21 protein-coding genes and 1 pseudogene are annotated in these 22,989 nt (G+C 47.0%); 3 read left to right on the top strand and 19 right to left on the bottom strand.

The genetic code is table 11. The features are described from left to right. Positions 1–135: 135 nt before the first annotated feature. From PP175_RS06145 to polA, 7 genes are all read right to left on the bottom strand, one after another. Entirely contained in the window at positions 136–1,125 is a 990-nt protein-coding gene (locus PP175_RS06145; RefSeq protein ID WP_272441918.1) for a DMT family transporter, read from the bottom strand. 309 nt (positions 1,126–1,434) lie between these two features. Further along, on the bottom strand, positions 1,435–1,902 hold the full coding sequence (gene nrdR / locus PP175_RS06140) for a transcriptional regulator NrdR (RefSeq protein WP_272441917.1): 468 nt from the start codon (positions 1,900–1,902) through the stop codon (positions 1,435–1,437). Positions 1,903–2,151: 249 nt separating this feature from the next. Continuing rightward, entirely contained in the window at positions 2,152–3,186 is a 1,035-nt protein-coding gene (locus PP175_RS06135) for a glyceraldehyde-3-phosphate dehydrogenase (RefSeq protein WP_272441916.1), read from the bottom strand. Positions 3,187–3,363: 177 nt separating this feature from the next. After that, positions 3,364–3,972 (bottom strand): lytic transglycosylase domain-containing protein, encoded by a 609-nt coding sequence (locus PP175_RS06130; protein WP_272441915.1) that lies wholly within the window; start codon positions 3,970–3,972, stop codon positions 3,364–3,366. Continuing rightward, positions 3,969–4,565: a dephospho-CoA kinase gene (coaE, locus tag PP175_RS06125; RefSeq protein ID WP_272441914.1), complete on the bottom strand. Its 597-nt coding sequence runs from the start codon at positions 4,563–4,565 to the stop codon at positions 3,969–3,971. The genes PP175_RS06130 and coaE overlap by 4 nt, the downstream gene beginning before the upstream one ends. A 79-nt stretch (positions 4,566–4,644) precedes the next feature. Then, positions 4,645–5,475: a DNA-formamidopyrimidine glycosylase gene (gene mutM / locus PP175_RS06120; protein ID WP_272441913.1), complete on the bottom strand. Its 831-nt coding sequence runs from the start codon at positions 5,473–5,475 to the stop codon at positions 4,645–4,647. Positions 5,476–5,490: 15 nt separating this feature from the next. Continuing rightward, the gene (gene polA / locus PP175_RS06115) at positions 5,491–8,142 is read right to left on the bottom strand and encodes a DNA polymerase I (protein ID WP_272441912.1); all 2,652 of its coding nucleotides are present in this window, start codon (positions 8,140–8,142) and stop codon (positions 5,491–5,493) included. A gap of 160 nt (positions 8,143–8,302) precedes the next feature. On the opposite strand from polA, the gene PP175_RS06110 reads away from it, so the two are divergent. Next, complete coding sequence (locus PP175_RS06110) at positions 8,303–9,217, top strand: DMT family transporter (RefSeq protein ID WP_272441911.1); 915 nt, start codon at positions 8,303–8,305, stop codon at positions 9,215–9,217. Here PP175_RS06110 and pnpS read toward each other — a convergent pair. The 5 genes from pnpS to citZ form a co-directional block, all read right to left on the bottom strand. Further along, complete coding sequence (gene pnpS / locus PP175_RS06105) at positions 9,180–10,952, bottom strand: two-component system histidine kinase PnpS (protein WP_272441910.1); 1,773 nt, start codon at positions 10,950–10,952, stop codon at positions 9,180–9,182. The two genes, PP175_RS06110 and pnpS, sit on opposite strands and share 38 nt — an antisense overlap. 2 nt (positions 10,953–10,954) lie before the next feature. Continuing rightward, positions 10,955–11,662 (bottom strand): response regulator transcription factor, encoded by a 708-nt coding sequence (locus PP175_RS06100; RefSeq protein WP_272443198.1) that lies wholly within the window; start codon positions 11,660–11,662, stop codon positions 10,955–10,957. 122 nt (positions 11,663–11,784) lie between these two features. After that, on the bottom strand, positions 11,785–12,723 hold the full coding sequence (mdh, locus tag PP175_RS06095; RefSeq protein WP_272441909.1) for a malate dehydrogenase: 939 nt from the start codon (positions 12,721–12,723) through the stop codon (positions 11,785–11,787). 97 nt (positions 12,724–12,820) lie between these two features. Beyond that, a complete protein-coding gene (gene icd / locus PP175_RS06090; protein WP_272441908.1) occupies positions 12,821–14,119 on the bottom strand; it encodes an NADP-dependent isocitrate dehydrogenase in 1,299 nt (432 codons plus the stop codon). A 121-nt stretch (positions 14,120–14,240) separates the two neighbouring features. Beyond that, a complete protein-coding gene (citZ, locus tag PP175_RS06085; protein ID WP_272441907.1) occupies positions 14,241–15,353 on the bottom strand; it encodes a citrate synthase in 1,113 nt (370 codons plus the stop codon). Between the two features lie 283 nt (positions 15,354–15,636). On the opposite strand from citZ, the gene ytvI reads away from it, so the two are divergent. Together ytvI and PP175_RS06075 are read left to right on the top strand one after the other, a co-directional pair. Next, positions 15,637–16,773, top strand: coding sequence for a sporulation integral membrane protein YtvI (gene ytvI, locus PP175_RS06080; RefSeq protein WP_272441906.1), 1,137 nt, complete (start codon positions 15,637–15,639; stop codon positions 16,771–16,773). Between the two features lie 11 nt (positions 16,774–16,784). Further along, positions 16,785–17,168, top strand: a complete 384-nt coding sequence (locus tag PP175_RS06075; protein ID WP_272441905.1) for a hotdog domain-containing protein — start codon at positions 16,785–16,787, stop codon at positions 17,166–17,168. 361 nt (positions 17,169–17,529) lie between these two features. On the opposite strand, the gene PP175_RS06070 is transcribed toward PP175_RS06075, so the two are convergent. The 7 genes and pseudogenes from PP175_RS06070 to PP175_RS06040 all read right to left on the bottom strand — a co-directional run bounded on the left by PP175_RS06070 (position 17,530) and on the right by PP175_RS06040 (position 22,988). Beyond that, complete coding sequence (locus PP175_RS06070) at positions 17,530–17,919, bottom strand: FxsA family protein (RefSeq protein WP_272441904.1); 390 nt, start codon at positions 17,917–17,919, stop codon at positions 17,530–17,532. A 24-nt stretch (positions 17,920–17,943) separates the two neighbouring features. Then, the gene (locus PP175_RS06065; RefSeq protein ID WP_272441903.1) at positions 17,944–18,369 is read right to left on the bottom strand and encodes an acyl-CoA thioesterase; all 426 of its coding nucleotides are present in this window, start codon (positions 18,367–18,369) and stop codon (positions 17,944–17,946) included. 20 nt (positions 18,370–18,389) lie between these two features. Beyond that, positions 18,390–20,141: a pyruvate kinase gene (gene pyk / locus PP175_RS06060; protein WP_272441902.1), complete on the bottom strand. Its 1,752-nt coding sequence runs from the start codon at positions 20,139–20,141 to the stop codon at positions 18,390–18,392. A gap of 13 nt (positions 20,142–20,154) precedes the next feature. After that, a complete protein-coding gene (accA, locus tag PP175_RS06055) occupies positions 20,155–21,138 on the bottom strand; it encodes an acetyl-CoA carboxylase carboxyl transferase subunit alpha (RefSeq protein WP_272441901.1) in 984 nt (327 codons plus the stop codon). After that, a pseudogene (accD, locus tag PP175_RS06050) lies at positions 21,131–22,026 on the bottom strand (acetyl-CoA carboxylase, carboxyltransferase subunit beta). Before accD ends, accA begins: the two are co-directional and overlap by 8 nt. A 15-nt stretch (positions 22,027–22,041) precedes the next feature. Beyond that, on the bottom strand, positions 22,042–22,227 hold the full coding sequence (locus PP175_RS06045; RefSeq protein WP_272441900.1) for a glutamate decarboxylase: 186 nt from the start codon (positions 22,225–22,227) through the stop codon (positions 22,042–22,044). Positions 22,228–22,316: 89 nt separating this feature from the next. Then, the gene (locus PP175_RS06040) at positions 22,317–22,988 is read right to left on the bottom strand and encodes a FadR/GntR family transcriptional regulator (protein WP_334314188.1); all 672 of its coding nucleotides are present in this window, start codon (positions 22,986–22,988) and stop codon (positions 22,317–22,319) included. Position 22,989 lies beyond the last annotated feature (1 nt).

Raw genomic sequence — 22,989 nt, 5'->3', positions numbered from 1 at the left:
ATCTCCTTCTATTAAAGTCGATTGCTCTATTATACCATCTATTGGACTGCATATTCTTCAGCGATTTCTGCTAGTATTTCCACATAACGGTCAAGTTCCTCTGCCACAGCCCTTTTTTCGGCCGGTGACATCTTTTTATTTTGCAGCTTCAACCCCATCCACTGCGGAATATGTATCAGCTTTCTCCGCCGGTCCATGAGAGCCCAGGCTGTGAGCAACCATTCCAACAATGATAAGCACAATTCCTGCCCAGCCCCATGCTGATGGATACGATGACTTGAGGAGTAATATTTCTCCTAATACCGCAAACACAATTTCACCCGACTGGGTCGCTTCAACTGCTGCAAGCCTGTGGACATCCCCCTTCACCAAATCTGTTGCAGCAAAAAATAGAACCGTTGCGACTACACCAGAGCTGATGGCTACAATGAGAGATTGCACGACCTGGCCACCACCAGGAGCTCCATTCGTCCATAACTCATAGAATGATAACACAATCCAGAGCGGCAAACTTGCAAGTGTCATCCCTAGCACTCGCTGATAAGCATCAAGCTTACCCTCGCAGACCTGCATCATTTTTCGATTTCCCAGCGGGTATGCGAATGAAGCAATAATAACAGGCAAAATTCCCAGTTCAGCAGCCCTCATAGATAGCCCGGCCGCACTGCCCGCCTGCATAATTCCAACACCGATTAAAATGATGAGCGACATAAGTAAGCCTTTAAGCGGGATCTTCTGCCGCACTCTTTGGATGCCTTCCGGCGTTTCTTTCATTTTATAAAATAGCGGGACAAGCAGTGATCCTGACACAATCGTAATTTGCCACGTTCCGGCTACCAACCAGCCCGGCCCGTATGCTGCGGCGAAGCAGAGCGGCGCATAAAAGAGGCCAAAACCAACAAAGCTCCAACCTATCCACACCCATAGTTTTTCACGCATATGACACAAAAGAGGGCGCAAATTACCCCTCACTCCCACAATCAGCAGGAGAAACGGAACCATGAAAAAATACCGGAGGGAAGCGCTCCAAATCCAGCTGCCCCCGGATAATTCCATCGCCCGGTTTAAAACAAAGGTCACCGCAAAAAAGAAAGAGGCAAGTATTCCATAGACAATCGATCGCAAAACAATACCTCCTGTTAATTAACGCCTTTAATCATTATACTCCCAATATTTAGCTATATGGTAGCGGAGGCCCGAAGCTTTTGCGCCCTTAAAATGAGAAAAACATCGTGGGTGTTTCGGGACCGGAGGTCCCATTTAAAAAATCAATCAAGGCACTTCAACACTGTGAAGCCCATAAACTTTCCATATCAACAAAAACAAGGGGACCGAGTGGTCCCCATCCAAAATCACTTTAACGGTTTAAAGCCACATATAGTTTTTATTCGAAGAAAAAGCCCAGAAATTTGGGCGTTGAATCTGGTACATCGTCTATTGCGTTTTTTTGCTGTTGCGAAGAAGTTCCTCCAGTTCGCTTACAAAAACATTTATATCTTTAAACTGTCTGTATACAGAGGCAAATCGTACGTATGCAACCTCATCCACATCATAGAGGGCGTTCATCACGAGCTCACCGATTTCTTTACTGTCTATTTCAGGTTTTGCGGTATTACGGAGTTCCCGTTCAGTATCATCCACAATCCTTTCAAGTGTTTCAAGCGGCACCGGTCTCTTCTCACAAGCCCGAATCAGTCCCCGCAGGATTTTATCACGGCTAAATTCTTCACGTGCTCCGTCTTTTTTGACCACAATCAACGGTGTTTCTTCTACCATCTCAAAAGTGGTAAAACGGCGGCCGCATGACTCGCACTCTCTTCGCCTTCTAATTGATTTGCTGTCGTTAACCGGTCTGGAATCAAGCACCCTCGTGCCATTATGTGTACAGTACGGACATCTCACACTCATCATCTCCAACTGGGATCATACTCTTTCATAGTTTGTCCTAGTTTGCAACTGGAGTCAAGAGTGCAGGAAAAACATCGCGGGCATTGCCTCGCAATGTTTTTCTTTGGTGTGTTCGGGACCGTAGCTCCATTGTTTTATCATTGAAACCTTTAATGGACTTAAACACTCTCACTACAGCAAAAAAGCTGCGGTTCCCCACAGCTTTTTCTTAAAATTGATGCAGCCGCCGCCAGGCAGCTTGGCCTACACCATGACCCCAATATTTCTCTTCATGTAAGAGGCTTCTGATACATGTTTTGCCAAATCGAGTACCCTGCAGGAATAACCCCATTCGTTATCGTACCATGCAAGCACTTTCACTTGTCGGTTGTTTAAAACCATTGTTGAAAGACCGTCAATAATGGAAGAGTTTTCATTTCCATTGAAATCGCTAGAGACCAGCGGTTCAACCGTATAGCCTAGAATTCCTTTCATGCTGCCCTCGCTGGCTTCAAGCAGTACACGGTTTACCTCTTCGGCTGTAACATCTCTTTTCACGTGAACGACCAGGTCTACTACCGATACGTTGGGAGTCGGTACACGAAGGGCAAAGCCGTTTAATTTTCCTTGCAATTGGGGGAGAACGAGCGCCACCGCGCGAGCTGCACCCGTAGTCGTCGGAATAATAGACTGTGCACATGCGCGGGCACGGCGGAGGTCTTTATGCGGGTTATCGAGGTTTTTCTGATCGTTCGTATAGGAGTGGATGGTGGTCATCATGCCACTCTCGATGCCAAATGCTTCATCCAGCACTTTAGCAACAGGTGCTAAACAGTTTGTTGTGCAGGAAGCATTAGAGATAATATGGTGATTTTTATAATCATAAGCGTCCTGGTTAACACCCATTACAACGGTTACATCTTCATTCTTTCCTGGAGCCGTAATAACCACTTTCTTGGCACCTGCTTGCAGATGTTGTGCAGCACCTTCTCTTGAACAGAACTTTCCGGTTGCTTCAATCACAACTTCCACGTTCAGCTCTTTCCAGGGAAGATTCGCAGGTACCCGGTCTGATACTACGAGGGTTGGTTTTCCATTTACAATAATCGTGTTATCTTTCGTTTCAACTTTATCGGGGATGTTGCCATGAATTGTATCGTATTTAATAAGATGAGCGAGCGTTTCAACTGGATAGCTTGCATTTATAGCTACAATTTCAACCTCCGAATCATGGATAGCTTTACGAAAGACCATCCTTCCAATGCGACCAAAACCATTTATGGCAATTCTAGTAGACATTAAGCGTTCCCCTTCCTCCTATTGATCCACACTATTACATGTCTTTATTATAATAAGTATGACACATTTTTCAATATGTTATTTTAAATTTATGCATTTCCAAATATTTAGTTAATTGACTAAATGGTTGCTGCGCAAAAAAAAAAACCTGCTGCTTCTGCTGCAGCAGGCCCCTTGTCAGGAAAAATCATTTTTGTATATTTTGGCATACCGATCTTTATAATAAAGCACGCGCTGAATATAGTGCCTGGTTTCACCGAATGGGATGCGGGAAATGGTTTCTTCCTTGCCATCCCACGTTCCCTGGGCGAGCCAGCGTGATACGTTCCCCGGCCCTGCATTATACGCTGCTATAACGGCGTAAGGATTGCCGTTAAATTTCTGGTAGAGAAAGGATACATACCAGCTGCCTATGTCAATATTTGTGGCAGGCTCGTCCAAATATTCTACGACCATGGGGGAGAAATTGCCTTCTTTTGCGGCCCATTTAGCGGTTGAAGGCATGATCTGCATCAGCCCAACTGCGCCTTTATTGGATACCTGCTTCTTGTCAAACTTCGACTCGATTTGAACAATGGCCATTACCAGAAATGGATCGATCTTATGTTTAGCGGATGCTTTCGCAATCTCGTTTTTGTAATAGACCGGGTACATGGCTCTCCACAGGAGGGGCGATTCCAGAAAAAGAAAAATGACAAACAGTACAATAAAAAATACGCTGATTCTGCGTTTTTTTTGTGAGATGGGCCGTCCTTTTCTATTTAACTTCTCAGCATTGCTTTTCAATCAGGGCTCACCAATCTTTCAACCAGCTCATCTACCTGCAGCTCCGTGTCAAACAACGTTCCACTGTTATCAATACAATAGTCAGCCCGGGATTTTTTCTCCTCTACAGGCATCTGGGACGCAATGCGGCGGAGGGCCTCTTCGCGGGAAAAGCCATTTCTCTCCATTAGCCGCTCTAGCTGCTGTTCAGGTGTGCAGTGCACAACGACAACCTTTTCCACCATATATTCCAGTTTGGATTCAAACAGAAGAGGAATATCAAGCACAATAAGCGGGACCCCTTCCTGTTCGGCGGCTTCCGTTAATTCCTTCATGCGCTTTCTCACTGCAGGGTGTATGATCGCATTCAAATCCAGCCGTGCCGCCTCATCCGAGAAAACAATGGAACCAAGCTTTATCCGATCAAGCTGCTGATTCTCAAGGAGAATATTCTGTCCAAATCTATCGACGATAAGAGACCACGCAGGCTCACCTGGCCGGACGACTTCCCGGGCTATAATGTCTGCGTCGATAATTCGCGCTTCCCGCTCGGCAAGCAAACGGGACACCGTACTTTTCCCGCAGGCAATTCCGCCCGTCAGTCCAATAATCATTTTACAACGCTCCTTCAAACAGTTTACCAAAATTGCCAAAACACATCGGGGGTCATGCCGCTTTATCAGCCGGGCTGATTTAATTGCGGGGCTGGCACACCGGACAGATATGTGTTCCTCTGCCTCCCACTACAGACTTCTCGATGGGGGTGCCGCATACGACACAAGGTTCACCCTTCCGGCCGTATACCTGTAAGGTATGCTGGAATTGGCCGGTTTCGCCCTGCCCATTAACATAAGACTTTATGGAGGATCCGCCAAGCGAAATGGATTCCCTTAACACCTCCACGATAGCGTGATACAAACGCTCCCAATCCGAGTCCGATAATTCCTCAGGGGTTTTTTCCGGATGAAGGCGGGCACGAAAGAGCGCCTCATCTACATATATATTACCAAGCCCCACAAGTATTTCTTGATTTAATAGCAATGGCTTTATTTTGCTTGTGCGGTGAATCATGCTTTGTTTTAATACTTTCGCTGTAAACGAGGCATCCAGCGGTTCAGGCCCGAGCTTATAAAGCGGCGGCCCTGATTCTTCACGCCCCTTTGCAAAAAGGTGCATCGTCCCAAACGTACGTACGTCCCTGTAACGCAGTTGTGTTCCGTCTGTAAAATGGAAAATGACGTGCGTATGTTTCTCAACTGGTTCCCCAGCCTGGTATAGTCCATAGCGCCCTTCCATTCGCAGGTGGGAGACAAGGACATCGTCATCCAGTTCAAAGATGAGAAATTTGCCCCGCCGGCCGATTCCATGGATGGTCTGCCCGCTCAGCCTGGAAGAAAATTCCATGGAATCATCGGGTTCTTTAATGAGGCGCGGCAGTCCAACTGTGACTGATTCTATTGTTTTGCCTGCCACTAACCTGTTGAGCGTTCTTCGTATGGTTTCAACTTCAGGTAATTCCGGCATTTCAGTAACTCCTTACTATTTGGCTTCATACCAGCTTGGCCCGTAATTAACGTCCACTTTTAACGGAACGGCTAGCGGAAGAGCACTTTCCATCACTTCAGGAACAAGCGCACGCATTTTGTCGAGTTCGTTTTGGGGTACTTCAAATATGAGTTCGTCATGCACTTGCAGCAGCATTCTGCTGGCCAGCTTTTCTTCTTCTAACCGCCTGGCCATGTTGACCATCGCCAGTTTAATCACATCAGCAGCGGTTCCTTGAATCGGCGTATTCATTGCCGTTCTCTCAGCAAAGCTGCGCAGGTTAAAGTTTCGGCTGTTAATATCGGGCAGTATGCGGCGCCTGTTAAGCAGTGTCGTCACGTATCCCTGTTTGTGGGCATCCTCAATAATATTATCCATATAGCGCTTCACGCCTGGAAACACAGAAAAGTATTGTTCGATAAATTCAGCCGCCTGTTTACGCGTAATATTCAAATTCTGGGACAGGCCATAATCACTGATACCGTAGACAATTCCAAAGTTTACCGCTTTAGCCTGGCGGCGCATCAGTGACGTTACCCCATCCTCGTCAACACCGAACACATCCATGGCCGTTCTTGTGTGAATATCCATGTCCCGCTGGAAAGCATCGATGAGTGCCTCATCTTCTGAAATATGCGCCAGTATCCGAAGTTCAATCTGGGAATAATCAGCCGAAAAAATGAGCCAGCCGTCCTCCGATGGAACAAAGGCCTGCCTAATTTTGCGGCCTTCTTCAAGCCTAATCGGTATATTCTGCAGATTGGGCTCCGTACTGCTCAGCCTGCCAGTTGCCGTTACGGCCTGGTTAAACAGGGTATGAATTTTACCGTCCTTATCGGAAATAACCTTTTTGAGCCCTTCAATATACGTGGACTGAAGCTTGCCTAACTGACGGAATTCCAAAATCAGCGGGATAATTTCATGGGCAGATTCCAGCTTCTCCAGCACGTCGGCACTTGTTGAATAGCCTGTTTTTGTTTTTTTATAGACCGGCAGATTCAATCGATCAAATAAAATCTCCCCAAGCTGTTTAGGAGAATTAATATTAAAAGAAACGCCGGCAAGCTCGTAAATCTGTTCTGTGAGCTTTTCCAGCTTTTCCTGAAGCATGACGCCCATTTCATCCAAGCGCTCCCTGTTAACCCGAACGCCGTTGGTCTCCATATCCCCAAGGACAGAAGCAAGCGGAAGTTCTAAGTCATAAAACAGCTCGGTAAGCTGTTCGGTATGCATTTCCTTCTCAAGCTTGTGGTGCAGACTGTAGACCGCGGCTGCCTTGCGCGCCGCATGCTGGCCAATTACTGTCTGAGAAGGCAGGGCCCGCTTGGCGCCTTTGCCGTATACAGCTTCGTCGGAAGGAAGCGACAGGCCATTGCGTCTGGCGATTTCAGCAAGTGTATGATTGGTTTCAGACGGATCAAGCAAATAGGAAGCAAGGAAAGGATCAAAGCAGATGCCTTCTAGCTTCATGCCGTGCCAGCTAAGCGACACCTGGCTCCGCTTTGCATCGTAAACCCATTTCTTTATACTGCTGTCCGCCAACCAATTCTTAAAATCGACCCAATCTGCTGCCACTTCAAACGGAATGTATAAATGGGTGTCTTCATGGGCTGCCGCGAACCCGAGTATCGGAGCTGTGTGGTAGTTGTCGCCATCGAGTTCAACCATTAAGGCCATAGGCGATACGAGCTTACTCTCCCATTCGTCCCTATTTTTCTCCGTTACCACAACGTAATCAAAAGCAGCTGCTTCCGTGCCAGCTTCCTCTTGCGCTTCGGCTGCATCCAGGCCCAATCTATCGAGCAGCGATTTAAAAGAGAAGCGTTCAAATATCCGGGCAACTTGCTGCCTATCATACGGCTGGAATGCAATATCCGCCAGTTTAACCTCAATTGGCGCATTCCTCATAATTGTCGCCAGTTCTTTGCTCATTATGGCGTCCTGCTCGTGCTCAGCCAGCTTTTCCTGTAGCTTCTTGCCTTTTACCTCCGCTTTATGTTCCAATACCCCTTCAACCGTGTGGTATTCATGAAGTAATTTGAGCGCCGTCTTCTCGCCGACACCGGGAATGCCCGGTATATTGTCGGAAGCATCTCCCATCAGACCCTTTAAATCAATGATCTGGGCTGGCGTTAGTCCGTACTTGTCCATAATTTCAATTGGAGAATACAGTTCGACCTCACTGATTCCTTTGCGGGTAAGCGCAACCTGCGTGTTATCGGAGACAAGCTGCAGCATATCTTTGTCCCCGGAAACAATCAGCGTCTTAAACCCTTCCGCTTCTGCTTCCAGCGACAGTGTTCCAATAATGTCATCGGCCTCATAGCCGCCTAGTTCATAGTGCTTTATATTAAATGCATCCAGCAGTTCTTTCATGAGAGGAAACTGTGATGATAGTTCGCCTGGCGTTTTCTGGCGTTTGCCCTTATATTCCTTGTATCCCTCTGTACGGAACGTCACCTTGCCCGCGTCAAACGCCACAAGCAGGTGGGTAGGCTTCTCTTCTTCCAGCAGGCGAAGCAGCATCTGAGTAAAACCATAAACGGCATTCGTGAATAACCCTTCTGTGTTACTGAGAAGCGGAAGCGCGTAAAACGCCCGGTTGGCAATACTGTTGCCATCTATAATGATTACTTTTTTGTCCATCAACACACCTCATCGAATACCTGTTTTTCTTCATTTATCATACCATAACCCCGCATTTCAACAAAGCAGCGGGACTTGATCAACCCTTGCCACATGAAACGATTGCTTATAAAATGAAGGCAATATTCTGCTTTTATATTGCACTCAGGACGGTGTAGATATGGATAATCAACCTGCCCTTAACCCGTATTTGGCTCTATTCTTTGGAGTCGTTGCGGTATCAACCTCCGCTATTCTTGTGAAATTATCAGGCGCGCCTGCCGCAATTATTGCCACTTATCGAATTTTGTTCACGGTCCTGCTCATGCTTCCTATTGTACTGTGGAAGCACTTAAAAGAAATTATGGGAATATCCGGGAGGGATTGGAGTTTAACCGCTCTGGCCGGAGTATTCCTGGCTTTCCATTTTATACTCTGGTTCGAGTCGCTAAACTACACGTCTGTGACCAGCTCGGTTGTACTTGTTACCCTCCAGCCTTTATTTTCATTTGCGGGTGCCTACTTTTTCTTTAAAGAAAAGGTGCGCTGGCTTGGCCTTGTGGGCGGACTCCTGGCACTTCTGGGCAGTATTTTTATTGGATGGGGAGACTTTAAAGTGGGAGGATTGGCTCTCTGGGGCGATGTGCTGGCGCTGCTTGGCGCGGGCATGGTAACCGGCTACTGGCTGTTCGGCCAGAGTGTACGGCAGCGGCTCTCACTCATGAGTTACACATTTGTTGTGTATGGAATAAGCACGCTCACACTTCTGTTGTATGATCTTGTGCTGGGGTATCCGCTATACCCTTACCGGTCTAACGATTGGTATGTCTTTCTGGGTCTCGCTGTATTCCCAACGCTTCTTGGACATACGGTCTTTAACTGGGCAATAAAGTGGCTCAGCGCGAATATCATATCAATGAGTATTCTCGGTGAGCCTGTGGGTTCTGCCATTCTGGCTTATTTTATATTACGAGAAAAAGTTACACAGGTGCAGTTTATCGGCGGGCTTATCATCCTGTTCGGCATTTATCTCTTTATTAAATGGAACAGGCCAAAGGTTACAGAGACTGCAAAGGCTGATGCTTTGGAAGCGTGACGGTAAACGTTGTTCCCTTGCCCTCTGTACTTTCAACCGTGATGGATCCGTGATGGGATTCAACAAGATGCTTAACAATCGCCAAACCGAGGCCTGTACCGCCCGATTCGCGTGAGCGGGCCCTATCCACCCTATAAAACCGCTCGAAAATCCTGGGAAGGTGCTGCGGGGGAATGCCAATCCCCGTGTCCTGCACGGATAGCACCACGTGCTGTCCTTCTTCCCTCGTTTCAATCATCACTTCCCCATCTGGAGGGGTATAGCTTACAGCGTTGCTGACCAGATTTAAAACAATCTGCTGAAGCCTGTCGTGGTCTCCCTCAATTACGATTTTGTCTTCATGCGGAAGGTAAATCACAATATTTTTAGCGCGTGCTTCCTCATGAAGGATGCGTACGGTTTCCTTAATTAGTTCCGGCACGTCCACTTCTTCTAATTGCAGAGGCATTCTCTTCTGTTCGATTTTTGACAGGTCGAGAATATCGGATATGAGGCGGTAGAGCCTGTCACTCTCTTCATTGATAATCGTCAGAAACGAACGGCTGATTTCCACATCTTCCAAAGCTCCGTCCAGCAGTGTTTCCGTAAATCCTTTAATGGATGTGATAGGGGTTTTTAATTCATGGGAGACATTCGTAACAAATTCACTGCGCATCTTTTCCAGCCGGCGAATGGCTGTAATATCGTGCAATACAACGATGACTCCCTTAATTTCGCCTTCCTCGTTCGAATAGGCGGCCAGATTTATGTCGATAATTTTCTCTGTTGGATAATAAATATGGAGCTCTTCTCTAATCTTCTCGCCTGTTTCAAAGCAGCGCCCTATTAACTGGCTTATGCTAAAGCTTCTGCCCACCTCATTATGGCGAAAACCAATAAGTTCATTGGCTTTATAACCGAGCAGCTCTTCCGCAGCAGCATTCACCAAAATAATTCGGTAGCTGTCACTAACAAGCATGACGCCGCTGAACATATTGTTCAGGATACCCTCCAGCCGCTTTTCATTTTCCTGGAGGGCTGAAAGCTGCTGTTCTAAGCTTGAGGCCATAAAATTTACAGCTTTGGCCAGCTGGCCTACTTCTCCTTTAGCATAGGTGGTTACTCTGCTCTTAAATTGTTTATGCGTAATATCACGCGCAACTTTCGTAATCTCTTCAATCGGCTGCGTAATGCTCTTCGTTATTCTTGTGCTGAGCAAACCAAACAGCAGCAAGGTGACGATAAGAACACCGACCAGACTGAGCCAAAGCTTGCGGATCGTTTCCTGTACCGTCGTTATCGTAACTGAAACCCGCACAACACCTATGGTTTTCCCATTAGGCTTCAATGGAACCGCAACATACATCATGTCGTACCGCATCGTTGCACTATAACGAATGGATTGTCCAATGCCTGTCCGAATCGCTTCCCTTATTTCGGGCCGGTTCCCGTGATTGGGCAGCTTGGTCGGGTCATTCTCAGAGTCAGCAAGCACTTTTCCCTGTAAATCTACTATCGTAATGCGTTCCCCAATTTCACCGGTGAACTTAACCATCCGCTGCTGCAGCTGTGGATTATGCAAACCCATGGAAATTACGTCCTCACAAATAATAATGGCTTCCTTCTTTAACCGCTCCTCCAGTATATTGATATACGCGTTCTCGAGCAGCTTGCCAACATACAGCCCAACAACCAGAAGGAGTACCACGATAACAAGTAAAAAAATTGAGGTAAGCTTAGCTCGCAACCGGTGCATAATTAACCCTCTAGCTTGTAACCGAGTCCCCGCACGGTTTTGATATAGGTAGGCTGCTTCGTATCTTCCTCTATTTTTTCCCGCAGGTGGCTGATATGCACATCCACGATTCGTGAATCTCCTACGAAATCGTAGTTCCAGACAGCATTCAACAGTTGGTCGCGTGTCATGACACGGCCCGGATGGGTAGCCATATAGTACAGCAGTTCAAACTCCTTCGGTGTCAGTTCCAACCGATCCCGGTCGAAATAAACTTCATATTTCTCGGGGAAAATTTTGAGTTTGCCAATCGCAATCACATTCTCGTTGTTCGCTTCCTGTTCCTTCTCTGGCTGCTGGCCGCTGCGCCGAAGAATCGCTTTGATGCGGGCAACCACTTCCCGCGGACTGAACGGTTTGGTCATGTAGTCATCCGCACCGAGCTCGAGTCCCAGGATTTTATCGAATTCTTCATCCTTTGCCGTAAGCATTAAAATGGGCGTGTTGATTTTTTCCATGCGAAGTTTTTTACATACTTCCATCCCGTCAAGGCCAGGAAGCATAATATCAAGGACTAAAAGGTCTGGGTTTTCGGTCTCTGCTAATTGAACCGCCGTAATACCGTCCATTGCCTTAATAACATCAAAACCCGCTTTCTGAAGGTTAAACTCAAGCAGAGTTACTATCGATTGTTCATCATCTACGACAAGTATTTTTTTCAAGTTCGACACCCTTTTAACTCTGTAATTTTTCAATATATTTTTCCCTCAACGCCCATCATATCATATTTGGCAAAGAAAAAAGAGTCCGTGAGCCAATCGGCTGCCGAACTCTTCTGTGATGTACTCTTCAATTAAGATAATACAGCCATTACTTTACGAACAGCATCCGCGGACTTATCAAGCTGCGCTTTCTCATCAGAGGTAAGCTCAAGTTCGTATACTTTTTCAATACCGTCTTTACCAAGCAGTGTAGGAACACCAAGGTAAATATTTTCGTAACCGTATTCCCCTTCAAGGTAAGCAATGGAAGGAATAATACGCTTCTGGTCTTTAATAATGGCCTCAGCCATTTGAACAAGCGATGCCGCAGGTGCATAGTATGCAGATCCGTTGCCAAGGAGGTTTACGATTTCCGCACCACCATTTCGTGTGCGGTCAACAATAGCATCCAGGCGGTCTTTCGGAATCAGTGTTTCGAGTGGAATGCCGCCCGCATAGGAGTAGCGAACAAGTGGAACCATTGTATCGCCGTGGCCGCCAAGCACGAAGCCTGTAACATCTTTAACAGAAACATTTAGCTCCTGTGCGACGAAAGTACGGAAACGCGCCGTATCAAGAACACCGGATTGGCCAATTACACGGTTTTTCGGGAAACCAGTTGTTGTGAACAGGGTGTAGGTCATCGCATCTACTGGATTGGAAAGAACGATAATGGTGCTGTTAGGGGCATATTTCTTGATTTGCTCCCCAACTTGCTTCATGATGCCTGCGTTGGTGTTTACAAGGTCGTCACGGCTCATGCCTGGCTTGCGCGCAATACCAGCTGTAACGATAACCATGTCAGCGTCCTGGATATCTTCATAATTAGATGTACCGATTACTTTGCTGTCGAAGCCTTGAACAGGGCCTGCCTCGGCCATGTCAAGAGCTTTCCCTTTAGTTGGGTTTTCCATTTGCGGAATGTCAACAAGAATTACATCACCAAGTTCAGCTTGTGCAAGAAGGAATGCAGTAGTGGCACCAGTAAATCCTGAACCGATAACCGCAATTTTTTTACGAGTGAATCCCATAGTCATTGCCTCCTAGAATTGTCGTAATTTTATATTTACTAACGCTATAAAACAATGAAGGGGAAACACTGTATGACAGTGTCACCGCAAACTTTGATTACATGTTTTTAATGAGTGCATCACCGAACTCGGAACATTTAAGTTCCGTTGCCCCTTCCATTAAACGGGCAAAATCGTATGTCACTTGTTTGGCTTCAATTGTTTTCTCGATAGAATTAATGATAAGATCAGCAGCCTCTGTCCAACCCATGTGACGGAGCATCATTTCTCCGGAAAGAATAACAGATGATGGGTTAACCTTATCAAGACCTGCGTATTTCGGAGCTGTGCCGTGCGTAGCTTCGAAAATAGCGCGGCCGGTTACATAGTTAATATTTGCTCCCGGTGCAATACCGATACCCCCAACCTGTGCAGCTAGTGCATCAGACACATAGTCACCGTTCAGGTTCAGAGTAGCCACTATATCATACTCAGCTGGACGAGTCAGAATCTGCTGCAGGAATGCATCAGCGATGACATCCTTCACGATCATTTTGCCTGCTTCTTCAGCGTCAGCCTGCGCTTTATTTGCTGCATCCTTTCCTTCTTCCGCTGCAATTCGATCGTACTGGGCCCAGGTGAACACGCGGTCGCCAAATTCCTTTTCAGCCAGTTCGTATCCCCAGTTTTTGAACGCGCCCTCTGTGAATTTCATGATATTGCCTTTGTGAACAAGCGTAACGCTCTTGCGGCCGTTATCCAGCGCATACTGGATAGCAGCGCGGACAAGACGACTGGTTCCTTCCTTGGAAACAGGTTTCACGCCAATACCTGATGTTTCAGGGAAACGGATTTTCTTAACGCCCATCTCATCCTGCAGGAATGCGATCACTTTCTTCACATCATCGCTTCCTTCTGCCCACTCAATACCTGCATAGATGTCTTCCGTGTTCTCGCGGAAAATAACCATGTTTGTTAATTCAGGGTGTTTTACAGGAGAAGGCACCCCAGTGAAATACTGAACAGGACGGACACAAGCGTAAAGGTCCAGCTCCTGGCGAAGCGCCACGTTAATGGAACGGATTCCGCCGCCTACAGGAGTTGTAAGAGGTCCTTTAATCGCTACAAGGTATTCGTTAATAGCTGTTAATGTGTCTTGTGGAAGCCATTCGCCGAATTGGTTAAAAGCTTTTTCGCCAGCGTACACTTCATACCAGGCGATCTTTTTTTCCCCGTTGTAAGCTTTTTCAACAGCAGCGTCGAGCACGCGAACGGAAGCATTCCAGATGTCCGGGCCTGTGCCGTCGCCTTCAATAAATGGGACAATCGGATTGTTTGGAACGTTTAATTTCCCAGTGTTATCAACTGTAATTTTTTCTCCATGTACAGGCAATTCGTATTTTTCAAAAACAGACACGTTAACCCCTCCTAAAATATGTATTAGTGCGATATGTACTTCATAAATTACTTCATAAAGCTAAAGGAAAATACCAGGGAGCTACCGAGGATCCCCCTGGTAAAATTAAATCTCACGATGATTACCGCTCGCTTAATGGTACATAATGGGCATGTACAGGCCCAATATATTCAGCACGAGGACGGATGAGGCGGTTGTTGTCATACTGTTCTAAGATGTGCGCTGTCCATCCGGACATGCGACTGATAGCAAAGATAGGTGTGAAAATGTCACGTGGGATTCCCAGGCTGTAGTAAACAGATGCAGAATAAAAGTCTACATTAGGCAGCAGGCCCTTCTCAGAGACAACGATTTCATCAATCTTCTCAGACATTTCATACCATTTTGGCTGGCCAGTAATTTCGGTAAGGCGCTTAGACATTTCACGAAGATGCTTCGCCCGAGGGTCGCCATCTTTATATACGCGGTGGCCAAAGCCCATGATTTTTTCTTTATTATCCAATTTGCTTCGGATATACGATTCAACATTGGAAGGCTCGCCAATTTCCTCGAGCATGGCCATGACGGCTTCGTTGGCTCCACCGTGAAGCGGTCCCTTGAGCGCGCCGATTGCAGAAGTAATGCCGGAATAAATATCGGATAAAGTTGCAACGGTTACACGAGCGGCAAAAGTGGATGCGTTTAACTCATGGTCCGCATGAAGCACAAGCGCTTTGTTGAATGCTTCAATAGCGATATCTTTCGGCTCTTCGCCGTTTAACATGTATAAGAAGTTCTGCGCAAAGCCAAATTCCGGTCTAGGGGCTACAACTTCTTTTCCTTCACGGATTCTGTTATAAGCCGCTACAACCGTTGCGATTTTAGCTTGCAGGCGGGTCGCTTTGCGAAGGTTCGCCTCTTTCGACATATCCTGAGCTTCTGCATCATAAAGCGCCAAAGCTGAAATGGCTGTGCGAAGAACCGCCATCGGATGGTTGTCCTTTGGAAACGCTTTAAGCATATTGATGACTGCATCAGGAATGGATGAATTTTCTGCAAGTTCTTTTTTCAGCTGTTGAAGCTGTGATTCGTTCGGAAGCTTTTGGTGCCTAAGCAAGTATACCACTTCTTCAAAAGAAGCATTCTCCGCCAGTTCATCAATATCAATACCGGCATATGTCAGCACCCCATCAATTATAGAGCTAACAGACGATTGTGTAGCGACAATCCCTTCCAATCCACGAGTAGTAGACATAGCATATTCTCTCCTTTATTCTGGTTTATCTGTTGGATTATTCTTCAAAAAATATCCTCCGACTTTTCCAAGAATACACCTGTACAGGCAAAAAAAGAGAGAGGATACTTTCGTATCTAGTTTCAAAGTAATTATAGATTATTTCAGTAAGTTTGTGAATGTTTCTCAAAAAAAATGTGAAAATATGTTGAACACGAAGTAAACCTTGCTTTTTGACCTTTACTTATCATACCCTAAAAAAAAGAAGCAGAAAAGTTTTTATTCTCACTGCAAAGGAGGGTATATGGATCCTACTATTTATCGTCGATTATTCCAGGTGCTGCGTTTTTTGCTGGCTGCGTCTGTCGTTGTAATTGGGTATAAACTCATCCTGTTTGTGACGCCTTTACTATACCCTTTTATCATTGGTTTCATTATTGCTTACATCATCAACGGCCCGGTTGATATGCTGGAGAACAACAGAAGGTGGCCACGATGGCTGGCGGTTCTTGTCATATTGGCGTTCGTCATCCTCATGCTTGCAGCCGTGCTTACGATTCTTGTCACACAGCTTGTCATCGAAACAGGCAATCTAATTGATACCCTGCCGCATTATATCGACCAGTTGACGAAGTACTCCGCAAATTTTCTTGAACAGGGTGTAAACTCCAGCATTTATGGGAAGTTTGCTCATCTGTATAGCAATTTGGAGGACCCGTATAAGCAAAAAATCCAGGAAAACTTATCGATCGGTATGACAAAAATTGCGATGGCAGGCACGGCATTAACTACGATTATCCTTTCCGGTATCCGAAACTTTCTAAGTTCTGTTCCAGATGCAGCTACTGTTATGGTGATTTCCGTGTTATCCGCCTTTTTTATAAGCAAGGATTATCATCGCATCAAACGCAAAATCCGGGAATGGGTTCCGCTTGAACATCTTCGAAAAGGAGTAATGGTGGTGAACAACCTGCAGCAGGCTCTGATTGGTTTTATTAAAGCGCAGCTCACCATTATTTCAATTACAGCTGTTTTGGTTATTATCGGCCTGCTGATCATTGGTGTGCCTTATGCCGTATCCATTGGCCTGTTAACCGGCCTTGCCGATCTCATGCCTTATATTGGCACTGGTGCTGTATTTATTCCGTGGATCATTTATGCTATTTTTTCAGGGGATTATCACCTGGTTATCGGATTGTGTATTTTATTTGCGACGGTTATTGTGCTACGCCAAATTATTGAGCCAAAGATTGTTGCCAACAATGTGGGCCTCGACCCGCTTCTGACGCTTGTTGCCCTGTTTGCCGGACTTAAGCTGTTTGGTTTTCTTGGGCTGGTCATGGGGCCGGTGCTGCTTGTTCTGTTTAATGCTCTGCGTAAAGCGGGCGTATTCAAGGATACGTGGGATTATATTAAAGGACCGCCTCCACCGGCAGTCTAGAGGGAGTACATATGTATACAGGACACACGATCACATGGGAGAGAACCTTTACCCGGCAAGACGTGGAATATTTCTGTGAACTCTCTGGTGATAAGGGGGAGCATCACCTGATACCAGATGACGATGGACGATTAATCGTACAGGGACTGTTAACCGCAACGCTGCCAACAAAAATCGGCGGAGATTATAACGTGTTTGCCCGAAATATGCAGTTCAACTTTCTTCGGCCTGTGTTTACCGGCGATACTATTACATGTACGGTTACTATTACACAATATGAGAAGCAGGAGACGAGGATTAACATTTCCTCCGTGTTTGAATGCACGAACCAAAACGATAAAAAGGTTTTAGAGGGCTCGTTTGAAGGCATCATTAAAGCCCCCCTTCATGAGTAAAAGGACAGCGAACCCGCTGTCCTTTTACTTATGTTAATTTTATGTGCTTTAAAAAGTTGAAGTTCCTTGAGAGATTGCTTAAATGGGACCAAAAGCGAAGAAAAACATCGTGAGGCGCATGTCCGCGCCTTTCTTTCCCCCTGTGGAGCGTGTGGAACAGGGGGCGAAAAAGACCGGCAACTGTCTCCATCATTGAAATACCCAGATGTTACACCTAAACAGTATAAAGGAATCTAAGGCCATCGCCTGCGCTTGCCGCTGGCCAAGATTCCCTAATGCCGGTCCGGCCGTCGTTCCACAAAGCGCCCGTAAAAACTTCTATGGGGGGGAAAGAAGAGAGCGGCATGGCCCACGATGTTTTTTACTTAAAAAATTGAATACTTCCAGACTGAACCTTACGCCAAAGCCAGCGTTTTATAAAGATTTTTGAAATCCCTCGCGTGTACGGAAAGATAAGAAAAAACCCGATAATATCGGTGAAAAAACCCGGAAGCATGAGGAAAATTCCTCCTGTAAATACGCAAATCCCGTCTAAAATAGCTTCCCCGGGCAGCTGTCCTCTGCTCATCTGCAGCTGGGCCAATTTAAATATTTGTAAGCCTTCCCTTTTGGCAAGCCAGGCGCCTACTACACCCGTAAAGACGCACATAGCCAGGGTGGGAAGCCACCCAAACGCCCTGCCGGCTGTCAGCAGACCCCATATTTCCAATGTGGGAACAACAATGAGTATCATCACGAGAATGCGCATCATCACCTTCTCCTCCCATCATATGCCCTATGATTCATACTGTTTTAGCATAGCATACAATTCCGGCTGCTGCCTTTCAAGGCGAACCGGTTTTAATGAAAGTGAAGTCCAGATATGGTGCGTTTCTCCTGAAGCGAGCAACTCGCCATCGTTTTGCCGAATGATTTCATAGGCAAAAACGAGTCTTACTCCCTCCAGGCGGGCAATTTTTGTGCGGATAATAAGCTCATCGTCATAGCGGGCTGCCTTTTTGTAGGAGGCATGCGCTTCGGTTACAGGCAGCATAAATCCAAGCCCTTCAAACCGCTGATAGGAGAAGCCTAGCTGCCGAATTAACTCCGTCCGCCCCACTTCAAACCAGACCAGATAGTTCGCATGGTAAACGACCCCCATTTGGTCTGTTTCCTGATAGCGGACGCGGACATATGAATCAAACCATGTTTCTTCCGCCATGTGTGCTAGCTCTCTTTCTGTTAGAGTATGCGTGCAAATCCGGAATACACGTGCCCGACTGCTGCGTCAACTGTCACTTCATCTCCATCATGGAACGTTTGGGTCGCACTTTCCACACCTACTATAACGGGGAGGTCAAGGTTTAGGCCAACAACAGCAGCATGGGAAGTAAGCCCGCCCTCTTCAATAATAAGCGCTGCCGCATTGTTGATAATCGGCATCATTTCACGATCCGTACCGCTTGCTACTAGAATATAGCCGGGCTCTAGATCAGCCGGAAGTTGCTGAGTTCCGCGTAAAACAACAACCTTGCCTGTTACGTTTTTCTGTCCAATCCCCTGGCCACGGGCGACAACTTCACCCACAATATGCGCCTTGAGCAGATTTGTTGTACCACGTTCACGTACCGGAACGCCAGCTGTAATAACCACCAGCTCGCCTCGCTTGACAATACCCGCATTCACAGCCGTCCTCACGGCAACATCGAGCATTTCATCCGTAGTCTCAGCCGGTTCTGCAAGAAGTGGCTGAACGCCCCAGATCAAAGCCAGTTTGCGGCATACATGACTATGTGGAGTAACGGCCACAATCGGAGCCTTGGGACGGAATTTGGAAACCATTCTTGCGGTGTGTCCGCTCTCAGTAGACGTGATAATCGCTGCCGCATCCAGGTCATACGCTACATTTGCCACCGCCTGGCTTAACGCGTCAGGAATACTCGTTTGCTTCTTAACCGCTTCGCGGTGGAGAATTTCCTGATAAGCTATAGCTGTCTCTGCTGTTCGGGCAATGCGGTCCATCGTACGAACAGCTTCAACAGGGTACTTACCCGCTGCCGTTTCACCGGACAGCATAATCGCATCCGAACCATCAAAGATGGCATTGGCCACGTCACTTGCTTCGGCACGTGTTGGCCGTGGGTTGCGCTGCATAGAATCAAGCATTTGGGTTGCCGTGATTACGGGTTTGCCAGCATTGTTGCACTTGCGGATCATTTCTTTTTGAACAAGTGGCACCTCTTCTGCAGGAATCTCCACACCGAGATCACCCCGGGCTACCATTAGCCCATCGGATACGGCGAGAATTTCATCTAGATTTTCCACGCCTTCCTGGTTCTCAATTTTGGAGATGATCATGATATCAGCATGGTTCATTTCTAAAATCTTCCGAATCTCCAGCACATCCTGCGGTTTTCGCACAAAGGATGCGGCAATAATATCAATTCCTTCTCTAATGCCAAACGCAATATCCTGGGCGTCCTTTTCCGTAATACCGGGCAGACCAATGTTAACACCCGGTACATTTACACCTTTGCGGCTTTTTAAAGGGCCGCCATTGCGAATTCGGCAGTGAATTTCTGTTCCTTCCACGCTTTCAACTGTCAGTCCGATTAACCCATCATCTATCAGGATAGTGGAGCCAGATGAAACATCGTTAGGAAGTCCACCGTATGTAACGGAGACGCGCTCTGCCGTACCCATGATTTCCTCGGTGGTCAGCGTGAGGCTTTCTCCTTCTTTTAGTTCTACAACTTCCTGGGCCAGCAGGCCTGTACGAATTTCAGGCCCCTTAGTATCAAGCAAGATTGCAATGCTTTTGCCCAGTTCTTTGGCCGCCTGGCGGATTGCCGTGATCCGGGCACCATGCTCTTCATGGCTGCCGTGGGAGAAGTTAAGCCGGGCTACATTCATCCCCGCTTCCATTAATTCTTTTAAGGTCTCGATTGATTCACTTGCCGGCCCTATTGTGCAGACTATTTTTGTGTTTCGCATACGGTGGTACCTCCTAGGAATTTGTTGGAATAGTTGTGGGTTCAGCAGCTAATGCAAACGTGCCAATAGATTTGTATTTATTATACCGGTCGATAATTAACTCTTCGCGGCTCATTTGGGAAAGTTCGCAGAGATGGCGTTCCAGTGCCTCACGTAGGAGATCGCCTGCTTTCGCTGTATCCCGGTGAGCACCGCCCATCGGCTCTTTAACAACTTCATCTATAATGCCCATCTCATGCAGATCCTTCGCTGTTATCTTCATTGATTCCGCAGCGCGCTGTGCCTGGGAAGCATCCTTCCAAAGCAGCGCTGCCGCCCCTTCCGGAGATATAACGGAGTAAAAGGCGTTCTCAAACATAAGAAGCCGATTGCCAACACCAAGCGCCAGAGCTCCTCCACTACCGCCTTCACCTGTAACAACTGAAATAATAGGCACTCCAAAAGAAGCCATTTCACGAAGGTTTCTGGCAATTGCTTCACTCTGTCCGCGCTCTTCGGCGGCTTTGCCTGGATAGGCACCGGGCGTGTTAATAAAACAGATAATAGGGCGGTTGAACTTGTCTGCCTGCTGCATGAGGCGGAGGGCTTTTCGGTAACCTTCCGGATGGGGCATCCCAAAATTACGCGCGATATTATCTTTTGTGTCTTTACCTTTTTGATGTCCGATGACAGTCACCGGTCTCCCATTGAACTTGGCAAGTCCGGCAACAATCGCTGCATCGTCCCCAAAGACCCGGTCGCCGTGAAGTTCAATGAAGTCAGTAAAGATTTCACGAACCAAGTCCAACGTTGTTGGGCGTTCTGCGTGGCGTGCCAACTGCACCCGCTGCCATGGCGTTAAGTTGCCATAAATTTCTTCTGCCAGCGTTTTTGCTCTTGCTTCCAGTTTGACAATTTCATCGGAAAAGTCAATATGCTTCTCTTGCGTGAATTTACGCAGTTCCTCGATTTTCGCGTTTAATTCAAGGAGCGGTTTCTCAAATTGAAGATCAGCCATTCGTAACACTCCTCACCGCGTGCATATCCAGGATTTTCCCAAGAGTATCACGTATTTCTTTACGCGGAACGACCCTGTCCAGCTGTCCGTTTTTCAATAAAAATTCGGCTGTCTGGAAATCTTCAGGCAGCTCCTGGCGAATCGTCTGTTCAATAATGCGGCGGCCAGCAAACCCGATTAGCGCACCAGGTTCAGCAAAATTGTAGTCTCCCAGCGAAGCAAAGCTTGCGGAAACCCCGCCCGTTGTTGGGTTCGTCATAAAAGAGATAAATAAGCCCCCGACGGCGTCAAGCCTTGCCAGAGCCGCGCTCGTCTTAGCCATCTGCATTAAGCTTAGTACGCCTTCCTGCATTCTTGCCCCTCCAGACGCGGAGAACAGGATAAAGGGGTACTCTTTTTCTATAGCCTTTTCAATCGCGCGGGTAATCTTTTCTCCGACAACCGATCCCATGCTGCCCATCCGGAACCTCGGATCCATGACCCCCAGCACAACAGGAAAGCCCATAATCGTTCCCTCCCCGGTCACAACTGCTTCGGCCAAGTCGGTTTTTTCCCGATCTTTTGCCAGCTTCTCTGCGTAATCAGGGAAATGGAGCGGGTTTTCAGATATCATGCCTGCGTCGTATTCAAAAAAGTGGCTTTCATCGAGTGTTGCTGCAATACGTTCAAAGGCGGTCATCGCAAAATGATAACCGCATCCGTGGCAGACTTTTAAATGTTTCTCAAGTTCTTTCGTATAGGCAATGGTTCCGCAGCGGCTGCATTTAACTAACAGGCCTTCCGGAATTTCTTTTTTTCAGAGCGCGTGTCCGTACGCTCCTTATCCACAACCTGACCGGTTGGCAAGGTTGCATACTTACGCTTCTTATAAAATATATCTTTTAACAAAAATAAGCACCTCTCTTAGGGCATCAATGAACGATTCAGCACATCCTGAACCTCTTCCAGTTCACCTTGGGGCACCAGAATTTCACACTGTTTGGATTCACCAACCTGGCGGATTTTCACAAGAAATCCTTCAGCCGTTAATCTATCCTGAATCTTTTCGGCCATTTTGGCAGTTGGGGCTACATAAATGACCGTCCACATAACGGCCGCCTCCTCCTATATACAAGTTCCTCCTCATATTGTAATGCAGCCCGCGTACGGAAACCAACATGAAATTAGGATGGAATGGTTTATAGAATGCTATTCTCCAGGTGGCGAAGCATGTTTGAGACAGCTTTCGCTTCATTTCGTTCACGAATCGCATTTAATATGTCGCGGTGTTCCATGATCGCAATCTCCGGCCGGCCCGCGCGTGAAAGTGATTCTTCGCGGGTTGACTTGCTGTATTCCACTACCGGTACCCAGATTCTATGCAGGACAGAGTTACGGCTTGACCGGCAAATTGCGCGGTGGAACAAGTAATCTTCTTCGGCGGCAATCCCGCCCTCTTTCATTTTTTGTTCTGCCTGGTTTATAATTTTTTCCATTTCGGCAAAATGCCGCTCCCCCGCTCGTTCGCAAGCTAACCGAACCGCGTCAATTTCGAGCAGCTTTCTCATCTCAACCAGATCCCGGCGAGTTTTAAAATCCTTCAGTATATAGGACCCAATGATGTTGATTAGCTGGTTTTGGCGGTAATGCTGAAGAAAGGTTCCTTCCCCGCGGCGGGTGGTAATCAGCCCAAGCAGTTCCAGAGAACGCAGTGCTTCACGCACAGAAGAACGCCCAACTTGCAGGCGTTCCGAGAGTTCACGTTCGGAAGGAAGCCGGTCACCGGGTTTTAGGCCCTCCTCCTTAATAATTCTGTTTATTTCCATCAATATCTCTTCATAAACCTTGTGCTGCTGTTTGGCATCCGTCAAC

The sequence above is a fragment of the Aneurinibacillus sp. Ricciae_BoGa-3 genome, assembly GCF_028421645.1.
Taxonomy (GTDB): domain Bacteria; phylum Bacillota; class Bacilli; order Aneurinibacillales; family Aneurinibacillaceae; genus Aneurinibacillus_B.
Note: the sequence above shows the minus strand (reverse complement) of the source record. Positions and strands in the feature narration are given on the sequence as shown.